Here is a 14057-nt window from a genome sequence, read left to right on the forward strand (position 1 = left end):
TCAAAACAAAGCATAAGGATTGAGTAACTTATAATAAGTCCCCTACAATCATCAAAAAGAATTATTAAGTCAATGACGAAACGAATAACTATTCTTTCCCTCATACTTCTGTTGAGCTGTATAACGATGAGTGCACAACAGAAACGATTCTTCAATCTAACAGTTGAAGATGTTACGATTGACTCACTCTTACCTCATTTCCATTACGCTATTCCCGTTGGAGAGAATTATACGGACTCTATCTATGAGCTAGAGATACGCTATCCAGAGTTCATAAACATGAGCCCTGAGGACATACAACATTATAATTCTCTCACAAAGCAAGTACCTCCAACATTGCCAGAGATACACCAACAGATGACGGTCGAGCGTAAAAAGGGTGTGTTAGAGTTCTCTTTAACACCTATCGTAGAACGTGATGGCAAGAAACAGTTCCTTGTTAGCTTTATGATAGCACTCACATCACGTCCGAAGTCGTTGAATGCTAAGAGAGGTATGAGATCTATGATGAGTACTAGAGCTGGTGGGCTTACGACTTCAGAGGTATCCAATCGTTATGCTAAACATTCCGTCTTATCTACTGGCAAATGGGCAAAGATACGTGTCCCAGCTGATGGTGTGTATCAATTAAGTAATGACTTGATTCGACGAGCTGGCTTCACCAATTTAGATAAGGTGAAAATCTATGGCTATGGTGGGCATCTCCAAGATGAAGAACTGACAGCTAATTATATCATATCGCATGATGATTTGAAAGAGGTTCCAACCTATACAAGCCATGGTAAGAGACTATTCTATGCTAAAGGTTCTGTTAGTTGGGATAGCAATTCAGCCACTCGACGCACTCGCAATCCCTATTCTGATTACGGATATTACTTCCTTACAGAAGATAACGCAGGTAATCCAGCATCCATATCAGATAGTACAACCTTCTTAAATAGCTTTTATCCATCAGCAAATGACTACCATTCATTGCACGAGGTAGATAACTTCAGTTGGTTTAATGGTGGTCGTAATCTCTTTGAAGAGACTCCATTAAAATTAAATGAGGGCAAGGTCTTCACTTTAAAGAATAAGGCAAAAGCCAGCACAGGTATCTTGACTGTTGCTGTGACAACAGGTGACTACACATCAACCATTAAGGTGGAAGCCAACGGAAGAGAACTCGGTGAGATACATATTGCACCTGGTGACTCCTTTGATAAAGGTTATGAGGTTATCAGAGATTATGCTGTATCAAACCTCCAAAGTGTAGATAGCATCCGACTCACGACGATCTCAGGTGGTCCAACAAGGCTCGATTATCTCACAATGACCTATCCAACGCCTGCCCCAGCACCTTCACTGAGTACATCATTCCCAACTCCAGAGTATGTATATAATATCACCAATCAAGATCATCATGCCGATGAGCCTGTCAATATGGTGATTATCATCCCAACAAGTCAGAAGCTCTTACAACAAGCTGAGCGCCTAGCTGATTTCCACAGAACACATGATAACATCTCTGTACGAGTTGTCCCTGCTGACGAACTATACAACGAGTTCTCTAGTGGAACACCTGATGCAATGGCTTACCGACGTTACATGAAGATGTTATATGATCGTGCTACAAATGCACAGACCATGCCCCAGTCACTCTTGCTCTTTGGTGATTGTGTATGGGATAATCGCATGAACACCAGCTCTTGCCGTCTATTGAATCCAGATGATTACCTACTTGCTTACGAGAGTGAGAACTCATTTAGTGAGACAGACTGTTATATTAATGACGGATGGTTCACGCTGATGGATGATGGTGAAGGAGCTGACCTTCTACGTCGAGATAAGGAGGATCTTGGTGTAGGACGATTCCCTGTTACCAATGCTATTGATGCGAAGACGCTTGTTGACAAGACGATTAATTACGCATTAAATAAGAATGGAGGAAGCTGGGAAAATGTACTTATGTTCATGGGGGATGATGGCAATAATAATATCCACATGCGCGATGTGAATGAAACTGCGGAATCGGTATCATCCGCCTACCCTGCTTATCAAATAAAGAAGGTGATGTGGGATGCTTACCCTCGAATCTCTACTGCTACAGGGAACACCTACCCAGAAGCTAGTGCGCTTATCAAGCAACAGCAAGCACAAGGAGCATTGATAATGGATTATGCTGGGCATGGTAAAGAAGATCAGATTTCACATGAAGCAGTACTCCGTCTTGTTGACTTCAAGAACTTCTCCAATACAAATCTTCCGTTATGGATTACTGCCAGTTGTGATATTATGCCGTATGATGGTGTGATTCCAACTATTGGTGAAGCGGCTATGTTGAATAGCAAAGGGGGTTCGGTAGCATTCTGGGGAACGACTCATACAGTATATACTTATTATAACAAGGCTATCAATACTGCCTTCTTAAAGCATGTGCTAAGTCTTACAAACGGAAAGCCTACCACACTCGGTGAGGCGCAACGACTCGCAAAGTGCGAGCTAATCAACTCTAGTAGAGACCTTACACCAAACAAACTGCAATATGCCCTCTTAGGTGATCCAGCTTTAGCCCTCAACCTCCCAAAGCTACAAGTGAACGTAGAGTCAATCAATGGTCAGGCGGTTAATACTGGTAATACTATCCTTATTAAAGGTGGCTCAATCGTGAAGGTGAAAGGCTCTATCACAAAGGATGGTAATAAGCAAACGAACTTCAATGGACTCATCACGGCGGTCGTAAGAGATACCAAAGAACTCGTAACATGCAAGAAACAAGACCAGTCTGCCGACGTAGCCTTCACCTATTACGACCGACTGAAGACGCTTTACAATGGTACGGATAGTGTGCGCAATGGCGAGTTTGCACTTACTTTCGCTGTACCTCGTGACATCAACTATACATCAGGTACGGGCTTGATGAACTTCTCTGCTATCAACGAAGACCATTCTCTCATGGCGCAAGGATATGAAGATAGATTCAATATTGATGGGTCAGAAGTAGTCTATAATGACTCTATCGGACCATCTATCTACGCTTACCTCAATTCTCCTTCTTTTGTCGACGGAGGCAAGGTGAATAGCACACCATACTTTGTTGCACAGATAACCGACAAGGACGGAATCAATGCGTCTGGCAATGGGATTGGTCATGATATGCAGTTGTGCATAGATGGTAAATTGACACAAACCTACCTCCTCAATGATAACTTCCGTTATGATTTCGGCAGTTATACTTCGGGCACAACGGGATACAGTCTACCCGAACTATCAGAAGGACCACACACCTTGCAGTTCCGAGCATGGGACATCCAAAACAATGCGTCAACAGTAACGCTCCACTTCAATGTAGTCAAAGGGCTTGCCCCCGATATCTATAGCGTCAGTGCATCGAAGAATCCAGCTTACAACGAAACAACCTTCATCGTATCGCATAATTACATGGGTTCGAATGTGGATGTAGAGATAGAAGTATTCGACATGAGTGGACGCTTACTCTGGCATCACGTGGAGTCAGGCGTATCATCAGGTAATGCCATCTCAACCAACTGGAACCTGATAGTAGATAATGGAACACGATTGCAAACAGGCGTCTATCTCTATCGAGTTCGCCTCAGTTGTGATGGTGCAACAAAGGTGTCAAAGGCTAAGAAACTCATTGTTTTAGACAATAAGTAACATAAGTAAGACGTTTTAATCCATGATGTAAGCTGGCAAACTAGCTGCATCATGGATTCTTTATATAGCAATATTCCATAAGCAATTCAAGTAAATAAGATGAATAAAAAGCTTCGTTTATCCTTCTTAACCATGGTCGTTATGACCTCCTCTGCCGCATTCGCACAGGGCACAAAGAAGGATATGTTCAACCCAGTTACTACCTCCGTTACCTCACAAACCATTGCTCCTGATGCACGTGCAGCAGGTATGGGTGATGTAGGAGCAGCCACTGACCCAGATGTCAATTCCCAGTATTGGAACCCTGCAAAGTATCCTTTTAATATATCTCGTGCAGGTGTCTCTTTGAACTACACCCCGTGGCTTCGCCAGTTGGTGAGTGACATCGACCTCGCTTACGTAGCCGGATATTATCGCATAGGTGATTATAGTGCTGTATCATCCTCCCTTCGTTACTTCTCTTTGGGTGAGGTGCAGACGAATGACGGCTCTAATATGACCATCAACCCATACGAGATGTCATTAGACGTAGCTTATTCTTTGATGTTAAGTGAGCACTTCTCACTCGGAGCCGCTGTGCGTTGGATTTATTCCGACCTCACGTATGACTATAAGGAAGATACATCTCCCGGTTCCGCCTTTGCAGCCGACCTCTCTTGCTATTACCAGAATTATATCAACATTGGTGAGCGTGAGTGCCAGTTAGGACTAGGCTTGAATATCTCGAACATTGGTTCTAAGATAACGTTCGGTGGCGATAATCGTTCTGAGTTCATACCTACCAATCTCCGCTTAGGTGCCGCATTGATGATTCCAGTTGATGAGTTCAATAAGTTCACCATAGCTGCTGATGCAAACAAGTTGCTAGTTCCAACTTACCCCAAGCGTAATACGGGTGAATCGCAAGTAGATTATGACAACCGCTTGCAGAAGGATTACTACGATGTATCGTCTATCTCGGGTATCTTCAAGAGCTTCGGCGACGCACCCAATGGATTCTCTGAAGAGATGCAGGAGGTGCAATGGAGTGTGGGAGCTGAATATACCTACAATGATAAGTTCTCACTTCGTGCAGGTTATCACAACGAGAGTGAGAATAAGGGAAACCGCAAGTACTTCACCGTAGGTGCTGGATTCAAGATGAATGTATTCGCACTAGATGCGGGCTATGTCATTGCAACGGCTAAGAACAACCCACTCGACCAAACGCTCCGATTCTCCCTATCATTCGATATGGATGGTATAAAGGACTTGTTTAAGAGGAAATAGGCAAGCCTCCCCCGCGGGGCTATCATCTAACAGATATGACAAATATTACTCAATCAATCCCATCTTTCCGCATTGGAATGGGTTACGATGTCCATAAACTCGTTGAAGGGCGTGACCTCTATCTCGGTGGTATAAAGATAGAGCACAGCCTTGGATTGCTCGGACATAGCGATGCGGATGTCCTCATTCACGCCATTTGTGATGCACTACTCGGTGCTGCTAATATGCGTGATATTGGTTATCATTTCCCAGATACCGCCAACGAAACATTGGATATGGACTCGAAAGTAATCTTACGTAAGACCATCGAACTACTTGCTACAAAGGGTTATCGTGTGGGCAACATCGATGCAACCGTATGCGCTGAGCGTCCGAAGATAAATCCCCACATACCAGCAATGTGCGAATGTATAGCCTATATCATAGGTTGCGACATCGACGCCGTATCCATCAAAGCCACCACGTCAGAGCGAATGGGCTTCGTTGGACGAGAAGAGGGTATGGCGGCTTATGCGGTATGCCTAATAGTAAAGGTGTAAAGGCTAATAAAGACTAAATAAAAAACGGCTGATAGCGATTCTTCATACTGCTATCAGCCGTTTTTATTATACGGATATTCCAGGCTTATAAAGTCTAAGAGTCAGGCTCTCCAGTATAGATTTTCAGCTTGCGTCTCGCTTTCCAATAGACTTACCAAAGGGTGATAATAAAATCAGCTTATATTACAAGAAACAATCTAATCCTATCAAAGAGCGTCTGTTTCAGCGGCAGAACATCAACGTTTCACCTGTTTGCGAATCGTTTCCCACCTGTTCCAGCATTCCTCTTTCACGTGTTGCGCATTTCTTTCTCACGTGTTCCTCATTCCTTTCTCACGTGTTGCGCATCATTTACACACGCATATAAAGTTAGTTTCATCATGATGAGACACAAGTTTCATCGTGAAGAGACACTAGTTTCATCATGATGAGACACTCGTTTCACCATGGTGAAACTAAAAAAAGATACGGAACACAAAGACGCAAGACGCATGAGAAAAGAATGGGGAACACGTGAGAAAGGAATGAGGAACGGGTGAGAAAGAATGCGGGAACCTATGAGACAAAGAGCGCAAACAGGGTTCAAGCGATCGTGGCTTTATACAGAACTTACCATTACTGGCGTTAGAGAATACTTGACATCAAATGTGAATCTAATGCTTTATCCCCTTTGCCGTTTCAAGAATTATCCTTATTTTTGTCGCACATAACTACTTTAGAACAATTTATGAAACGTTTCTTCCTATCATTATTATTGCTTGTTGCAGTCCTTCAATGCGCTATTGCGCAGAGTGATAAACCTACAACAATTTCCGTTTATCCGGCAGTAAACGATGCAACGGGGCTTATCAATAGGATTAGCGAGAAGCTATTGCCTTATCAGAAGCATATTACTTCTAAGTCGCTTATTAAGTTTATGAGTCGTGTTCCCCATACGTATACTGGTGATAAGGGTCGTACAACAGAGGAGGATAGAGACTCATATCTTGTTAATTACACTTACTTTTATGTGGCAGGGACTAATCAGTCTAAGGTGCAGAGTCTTTTAGATCTTGCAAGGGAGAAACATTTATATGATACCACCCGCTATCGCTTCTTGTTCTCTAGTGGAGAATCCGCATTAGAGCCGTCTGCCTTATATGTTATAGACCTAAAGAATCCCTACATAATTCCATCGCTTTCGTTTACAGATGTACGTTTCAGCAAGGGCTCTTATGGTGATTTTGTATTTAAAATAAGTCTTACACATGGTGCTGCGGATGCTTTCACAAACCTTACCTATCACGAAATAAATAATCTGATACTCTTTTTAGTGGATGGTAAGCTCCTCACATCTCCTTGTGTTCGAAGTGTTATCTCTACTAAGACGCTCGAGCTATCATTGGGGTTTAGAGAAGAGGAAGGTCAGAAACTATTGCCGCATCTGAAGGCTGCTGTGGTGAGTGATTCTGCTTATACGCCCCTTTATCGTCCGCAATACGTATTGGGTGATACGCTGACTTATCGTGTTTCTTTCCCACAGAGTAAGGGTACTGCACAGCGTTCGCACACCTTTCAACTCATCCCAAGGCTTGTGAACGATAGTATAACACGGATGGAATGTGTGGTAGATTCTATTGCTCTTACCATTGACGAGTTCTTTAAGGAAAACAAGGAATATAAAGACTTTGCTAGTTACTTCGTCTATGAGTTGCGTAATAACCATTTTATGATTGAGACAGATCAGTCGTCTCACTTTGTTGTGCCTATGTTGAAGGATTTACCAGCATTATCCCATGCGTTGGAGACCTATCTTACAACGCATAGTGCAGTGGTCAAAGTGATGGGATTGTCTGGGCATAATGACTTGGAGCAGGTGGCTGAAAGGCTGGCAGAAGCCTGGGATGGATTCTTTGAACAAGGGTATATAGAAAGCATACTACCGGAATTGAACGTGATGACACAGCTCGATAATCGCTTTTCTAATCAGCAGACACAAGGCACATGTTACCTTTATTTGGAGGATAAAATAGCAGAATATACGATCACGAAGATGGATGATGGACTAGTGATTACGCTTACTGTCAAGGCAGATAAGAATGGTGGGGCAAGAAGGTACACCTATTCTATCGACCAGCGTGGACTGATACGACAATTGAGGTATGAGGCGATTGCTAATGCGAAGGTACCTCGTAATGCCGTGAGCCCAACCTTCCGTGTTCCTTCGAGCTATCTTATAGAACGCATAAGATAGTCGGCTGTGGTGATAGCAGCGTATGACTTTAGAACAAATAACCAAATGATAAACCTTATAAAACGAATTATCCTTATTTTTGTCGCATATAACTACTTCAGAACAATTTATGAAACGTTTCTTCCTATCATTATTATTGCTTGTTGCAGTCCTACAATGTGCTATTGCGCAGAGTGATAAGCCTGCAACGCTGTCAGTCTACCCAGCCTCTCAGAATGTGGCAAGCCTTATTCGACCAATCAACAAGAAGTTATTGCCTTATCAGAAGCATATTACATCGAAGTCGCTTATCGACTTATTGGGCTTTATCGACACAGAGATTGACAAAGCGAGCCCTTCCCCTACTGATGATGCCTTGTTCTATGTTTCTGAACAGAATAGAAGTATGGTGCAGAGCCTTTTAAATCTTGCCAAAGAGAAAGGATTGTATGACACTTCACATTATCAACTCTTGTTATCGAGGTCACCTTTGGATAAGGATTTGTATGACTTACACGTCATAGACTTAAAAAGCCCAGTGGCTATCCCCACATTGTCAATCACGGATGTGCGTTGCGGCAAGAGCTCTGATGGCTATCCCGTATTCCAACTAAGCCTTACACGTGATGCCGCAATAGCGTTTACGAAGTTGACTTATCAAGAAGTAGACAATAATATTGTGGTTCTTCTGGATGGAAAGTTCCTCGCCACGATGTTTGTTGATAGTGGGGTTTCCACTACAGAGATAGAAATTCCGAATGAGATGGGTGCGGTTAAAGCGGAAGAGGTTGTGCAACGCCTGAAGTCAACGGCTGTAAAGGAAGCTCCACTCAAACCACTTTATCGTCCGCAATACATGATAGGTGATACCTTGACCTATCGCTTCACAGCTCGAAAAGAGGAAGGTAAGCAGAAGGAATCCCATGTATTCCGTTTCATACCAAGACTTGTAAACGACAAGATGACACGCATAGAATGTATTGAAGATACCCTCCACGCTGCAAATGAAAAGGAGATGCGTGAATATGAAGAAGTCTTTCAGAAGATAATAGATTATACTTGTGACAGGTTACGCAAGTGTCATATTATGATAGAGACTGACCTGACAACACACACAGCAGTATCGACATTGATTAACTCCAAGACGTTCCTTAAAGAGATAGAGGAATATCTGATAGAGAATGCAGCTATGTTTGGTGCGAGCAAAGAGGAAATGCAAGGAGCAGCCAAGCAGATGGCTGAGGAAATATTGAAGGAGGTGAGTGCAGACTTTACGGGTGATAATATGGCACGTCGGTTACCCGAATTGGAGGTGATGACGGTAATGGATTATTTCTTCTCTGAGGGGCAGACACAAGGCACGTGTTACTTCCCTTGTGCGAAGAACTTAGTCGATTATACAATCGCACAGGCTAACGAGGGACTTGTTATCACGCTCAAGACAAAGGATAAGGATAGTGATACGGAGGAAAGATATATCTACCATATAGATAAGCAAGGACTCATACAGCGGTTAGAATATCAATGGATTGTCAAACAGGAAGCAACAGAGAAGGACAAAGGAATGTCAGATGTTGAAGCTTATGGCTATCTCATAGAGCGCATGAGCTAATCGGATGGTATGAATGAACGACGAATTAGAATGTAAATTATCAAACATATAGACTTTATGAAACGTATAAGCCTCCTCTTATTAATGCTTATTAGCTGTCTGCAAATGTCCATGGCGCAAGCATTGAAGCCCGTGCAAATATCATTTTATCCAGTAGTACATGACCCACACGAACTACTGAAGTCGATTAGTGATAAGCTCCTACCCTATCAGAAGCATATTACGACACGCCCATTAGTGAAGTATTTCGGACGCTTTAATGACGAGATTTATGGGAATCAGAATGCAGCGGAAGCTAACTCAACAGCGGCTTTCAAGAAGCGTTTCGGGACCTTACCCGATACAGACGGGTATGTTGCAGCAGCGGCGGCAGATGCAGCTGATAATGGAGAAGATGTTGCTTTCCACATGAATTCGTATGTGCAGGTGAATCCACAGGATGAGAAAATTGTGATGAGGTTGCTAAATCTAGCACGTGAGAAGCAACTCTATGACACGTCACGTTACATCTTTGGCTTTGGTATAAACGAACTGATGGATGATTGGCTAATCCTTTGTGCCTTAGATAAGCAGTCGCCTTATGCCATACCTACGGCCTCATTCACTGCCGTGCGTAAAGATGAAATCTCTGATGGGAGCGTTACTGGTACACTAAGGCTCACTCGTCAGGATGCAAAACGATTAGTCAAGCTCTATAATAATCTGCAGAAGGATGATGTGTACATGGCGATTGATAATAAGTTACAATGGCCAATTGATAAAAAGAATGTGCCAGTCAACAGAAGAGTCTCATTTTTTCAAGAGATAAAGAATGTGGCAGAGGGGCAACTATTTATGAAGCGTATGCAGGCATCAGTTGTGAAAGAACCCACTTATAAGCCCTTACTTCCATCGCAATATACTGTGGGTGATACGCTCACTTATCGTATAAAAGTGGATTGTGAAATGAAATGGATAACGGGAACACATACCTTTAAACTTGTCCCGCTGGTGGTTAATAATGATCTTTGTCGCCTAGAATGCATAGTAGAGGGGCTAGATGTAAAGCTGCCTGATTGGCAAACAGGTGCATACGACAAGGAACTAAATAAACTTGAAGCTAAGACGTTGCAACAGATGCTCAAGCAGCATTTTATCATCGAAGCAAATAATCTGACGGGAGAGACCAACGTTGAGGTGAAGGATCAGAAGATGTTCGATCAGTGGTATAAGAACCTCAAACGATGGTGTCAAGAGGACTGGAAAAGGAATAGAAAGTTCTCTAGAGTAACTGATGAGACGATGAGGACAACTGAAGGTGAAAATATCTTATATCACCTGGATAACTTCATAAAAGATGGATCATTTATACAATATATGCCCGAGTTAACGGCAATGATTGGACTAGAGATGCACTTTGATGAAGGTGAGACCACTGGCAGAGAGTACTTCGACCTACTTGGTGACTATGGAACTTATAACATATCAAAGGATAAGCAAGGGTTTGTCGTATCGCTTAAAGGCGACCCCGAAGTGAAAGATGGTGATCTTGTTGATGAATCAGACCCAGCCATACAGGATATGAAGACTAGGATTGATTCTTACGAATATCGCTTTGATACGAAAGGAAAACTACTGCAGATAAAGGGTGATGTGCGGAGAAATCTATATTATAAGGACTTTGTAATAGACCGAGTGATGTAATCCATAAAAGTAAACGCCGATACTCTCAACGAGCATCGGCGTTATCAGTATGTTTAACCAAAAATCTTTTTATGTGAAAGGGGAATCTCACGACTACCTTTGCTATCACTGATCAATCGTTAAACGTTTTACCTAAAATAAAATAACTAAAAACCTAAATCTATTACTACTAACCTAAACAATCTATTAACCTTTTGACAATGCAAAGGTAGGATGATTCTCACTTCCTTGCAACATTTTACTTATGTTTTATCAAGATAACGCCCCTTTCTTGACGCAAATCAACCTTCTGTGCCCGTAAACAACTAATATTTTGTTACTTTCCTTGTGTGTTTATGCCTTTTCTTGTAACTTTGCTGAAAAGGAAATAAGCGAATGAAAGTTCTGATAGTAAATACCAGTGAGAAGACAGGTGGTGCTGCTTTAGCTGCCAACCGACTTAAGGACGCTCTGAATAACAATGGCGTAAAAGCAAAGATGTTAGTACGTGATAAACTGACGGATGATATTACTGTTGTTGGTTTATCACATACTTTACGCAATCAATTACACTTTCTTTGGGAAAGATGGACCATATTTTGGCATCTACACTTCAGTCGTAAGCACCTATTTGAGATAGATATTGCTAATTCTGGAGTTGATATCACAAAGCTACCAGAGTTTAAAGAGGCTGACATTATACACCTCTCTTGGATCAATCAAGGAATGCTTTCGCTGAAAGGAATCCGCAAGATCCTTGATAGTGGAAAGCCTGTTGTTTGGACAATGCATGATATTTGGCCTGCAACAGGTATCTGTCATATCACACTAAACTGTCTGCGTTATCAGTCTTATTGCGGTAATTGTCGCCTTCTACCCAATGGTGGTTCTACAAAGGACTTATCTAATAAGGTGCTTCAGCGTAAGAAGAAGATGCTTGAAGGACGCAATATCATGTTTATAACGTGTAGCAAATGGCTCGAAAAGGAGGCAAGCAAGAGTGCTATTCTTGCTGGACAACAAGTTTTCTCTATCCCCAATCCCATTGATACACATGTTTTTCATCCCACAGATAGGAAACAGGCTCGCATAAATGCAGGACTTCCTTTAGACAAGAAAATTATTCTTTTTGCATCACAACGCGTAACAAATGTAAACAAAGGAATCTCTTATCTCATTGAAGCCTGCCATAAGTTAGCAAAGGATTATCCAGAGATAGTCAATAAAACAGCTATAGCCATACTAGGTGGTCATGCAGAGAACCTAAGAGAGGAATTCGACTTTGAAGTCTATGAGTTGGGATATATCAACGACACTCAGCGTATTGTAGATGTCTATAATGCTTCTGATGTTTTCGTTTTACCTTCTCTCTCAGAGAATCTACCTAACACCATTATGGAAGCAATGGCGTGTGGTGTACCCTGTGTAGGCTTTAAGGTGGGTGGTATTCCGGAAGAGATTGACCACAAGGTAAATGGTTATGTTGCAAAGTATCGTGATGCTACTGACCTCGCACAAGGACTTCATTGGATTCTAGAAGAAGCCGATTACCAAGACCTCTCCTCATCAGCAATAACAAAGGTACAGCGTAGTTATTCTCAACGTAGCGTCGCTTTGCAATACATTAATATATATAATGAGGCAATGGCCTTTAAGAATTATCGATTATGATTACGTTTTCTGTTGTCACAATAACCTATAACGCAGCTACTGTCTTACGTCCTACTCTAGACAGTGTATTGATGCAAAACTATCCTCATGTGGAACATCTTATTATTGATGGAGCGTCAACTGATGATACAATAAGTATTGCTAAGGCTTATCAAGAACAATCTGATAATGCAGAGAATGGGCATGTTGTAAAAATCCAAAGCGAGCCAGACAAGGGACTCTATGATGCTATGAACAAAGGGCTACAATTAGCAACAGGAGACTATATTGTATTTATGAATGCAGGTGATCGCTTTCCTGATGCTGAGACATTAAATAAGGTAATGTTAGCAGCTGTCGTGGGAGATGGTGAAGAGCATCCAGCTGTCCTCTTTGGAAATACAGATATAATTGATGACAAGGGTAATTTCTTGTATCACCGTCGACTAAGTCCCCCAGAAAGACTTACTTGGCGTTCTTTCCGTCAGGGCATGGTGGTATGCCATCAAGCCTTTTATGCACGTATGGATATTGCTCGCTCTCTTCCTTATGACATATCTTTCCGTTATTCAGCAGATGTTGACTGGTGTATAAGAGTTATGAAAGAGGGGGAACGGCGACACCTTCTTCTACGTAACATACATGCTGTCGTTGCTAATTATATGGAAGAAGGACAAACAACCATTCATCATAAGGATTCCCTCAAAGAGCGTTTTGAGGTGATGAGACGCCATTACGGACTTCTTACGACAATCTTGCTCCATGCGTGGTTTGTTGTTCGTAAAGTATTTAAATAGCTTTTCTCCTCCTTTTAAAGGCCTTTAAAGCGTACTATTGTTTGTTAAGGACTATAATTTACAATGCTCATTTATCGTTTAATTAGTAAGTTATAAAACGAAAGACTATGGAACGAATGAAAACAAAACTTGTAGTTGTTTTGTCGCTGATAAGTCTATCAGCAACAGCACAAACAGAGTATAGTGGAATTGCAGGCGCATCTCCACATTTGGTTAAAGCACGCCAGAAAGCAGAGGCAAGAGCACACACTGCAACTCCAACAAAGCATCTTACGCCTGCGCCTCAACCATCTTCTGCAACAAAGCCTACTACCAGCAAGAAGGTAGAAACTACTAGAGTTGAACGAAGAGACTCTGGCGAGACAGAGGTAAAAGATGGTTTGCGGACAATGTCACGTGGCATAGGTCGTGTTGTAAAACGCGAAGTGAAGACTATGGGCGAGGTAACCCGCAAGATAGGAGAAGGTGGTAAGAAGTTCTTTAAGAAGCTCGGTAAAGGCATCTCCGACTCATTCAAGAAAGATAGTACTGACAATCGGTAAGTACTTTCCGTGCTATTCCTTTCAATAAAAATCACACCCACTTTGGGTTACATAAAGCCCTAATTTAGTTTTAAAATTAGCTGCTGTCACTTTTAGCACTTATAATATTATTCTGTA

Annotated in this window: 9 protein-coding genes; all 9 read left to right on the forward strand. The window is 42.1% G+C overall.

Going from position 1 to position 14057, the window contains the following annotated elements; all coding sequences use genetic code 11:
* Positions 1-72: 72 nt before the first annotated feature.
* The 9 genes from porU (at position 73) to HMPREF9969_RS08770 (ending at position 13940) form a co-directional block, all read left to right on the forward strand.
* Positions 73-3657 carry a type IX secretion system sortase PorU gene (gene porU / locus HMPREF9969_RS08730; RefSeq protein WP_009435476.1) on the forward strand — a complete coding sequence of 1195 codons (3585 nt, stop codon included), beginning with the start codon at positions 73-75 and terminating at the stop codon, positions 3655-3657.
* 99 nt (positions 3658-3756) lie between these two features.
* The gene (porV, locus tag HMPREF9969_RS08735; protein WP_036895578.1) at positions 3757-4926 is read left to right on the forward strand and encodes a type IX secretion system outer membrane channel protein PorV; all 1170 of its coding nucleotides are present in this window, start codon (positions 3757-3759) and stop codon (positions 4924-4926) included.
* Between the two features lie 35 nt (positions 4927-4961).
* The gene (gene ispF / locus HMPREF9969_RS08740) at positions 4962-5465 is read left to right on the forward strand and encodes a 2-C-methyl-D-erythritol 2,4-cyclodiphosphate synthase (protein WP_009435530.1); all 504 of its coding nucleotides are present in this window, start codon (positions 4962-4964) and stop codon (positions 5463-5465) included.
* 727 nt (positions 5466-6192) lie between these two features.
* Positions 6193-7698 (forward strand): hypothetical protein, encoded by a 1506-nt coding sequence (locus HMPREF9969_RS08745; protein ID WP_009435430.1) that lies wholly within the window; start codon positions 6193-6195, stop codon positions 7696-7698.
* A 109-nt stretch (positions 7699-7807) separates the two neighbouring features.
* A complete protein-coding gene (locus HMPREF9969_RS08750) occupies positions 7808-9289 on the forward strand; it encodes a hypothetical protein (protein ID WP_009435451.1) in 1482 nt (493 codons plus the stop codon).
* 57 nt (positions 9290-9346) lie between these two features.
* Positions 9347-10972, forward strand: a complete 1626-nt coding sequence (locus HMPREF9969_RS08755; protein ID WP_009435548.1) for a hypothetical protein — start codon at positions 9347-9349, stop codon at positions 10970-10972.
* Between the two features lie 375 nt (positions 10973-11347).
* Complete coding sequence (locus HMPREF9969_RS08760) at positions 11348-12622, forward strand: glycosyltransferase family 4 protein (protein WP_009435512.1); 1275 nt, start codon at positions 11348-11350, stop codon at positions 12620-12622.
* Positions 12619-13398: a glycosyltransferase family 2 protein gene (locus tag HMPREF9969_RS08765; RefSeq protein WP_009435435.1), complete on the forward strand. Its 780-nt coding sequence runs from the start codon at positions 12619-12621 to the stop codon at positions 13396-13398. The genes HMPREF9969_RS08760 and HMPREF9969_RS08765 overlap by 4 nt, the downstream gene beginning before the upstream one ends.
* Positions 13399-13505: 107 nt before the next feature.
* Complete coding sequence (locus tag HMPREF9969_RS08770) at positions 13506-13940, forward strand: hypothetical protein (protein WP_009435424.1); 435 nt, start codon at positions 13506-13508, stop codon at positions 13938-13940.
* Positions 13941-14057 lie beyond the last annotated feature (117 nt).

The organism is Prevotella sp. oral taxon 306 str. F0472, from assembly GCF_000257925.1.
In the GTDB taxonomy this organism is placed as follows: domain Bacteria; phylum Bacteroidota; class Bacteroidia; order Bacteroidales; family Bacteroidaceae; genus Prevotella; species Prevotella vespertina.

Bases quoted from the DNA above. Each gene is read 5' to 3' on its own strand.
- HMPREF9969_RS08765 (WP_009435435.1), top strand. From the start codon at position 12,619: ATGATTACGTTTTCTGTTGTCACAATAACCTATAACGCAGCTACTGTC.
- HMPREF9969_RS08755 (WP_009435548.1), top strand. From the start codon at position 9,347: ATGAAACGTATAAGCCTCCTCTTATTAATGCTTATTAGCTGTCTGCAA.
- HMPREF9969_RS08745 (WP_009435430.1), top strand. From the start codon at position 6,193: ATGAAACGTTTCTTCCTATCATTATTATTGCTTGTTGCAGTCCTTCAA.
- porV (WP_036895578.1), top strand. From the start codon at position 3,757: ATGAATAAAAAGCTTCGTTTATCCTTCTTAACCATGGTCGTTATGACC.
- HMPREF9969_RS08750 (WP_009435451.1), top strand. From the start codon at position 7,808: ATGAAACGTTTCTTCCTATCATTATTATTGCTTGTTGCAGTCCTACAA.
- HMPREF9969_RS08770 (WP_009435424.1), top strand. From the start codon at position 13,506: ATGGAACGAATGAAAACAAAACTTGTAGTTGTTTTGTCGCTGATAAGT.
- porU (WP_009435476.1), top strand. From the start codon at position 73: ATGACGAAACGAATAACTATTCTTTCCCTCATACTTCTGTTGAGCTGT.
- ispF (WP_009435530.1), top strand. From the start codon at position 4,962: ATGACAAATATTACTCAATCAATCCCATCTTTCCGCATTGGAATGGGT.
- HMPREF9969_RS08760 (WP_009435512.1), top strand. From the start codon at position 11,348: ATGAAAGTTCTGATAGTAAATACCAGTGAGAAGACAGGTGGTGCTGCT.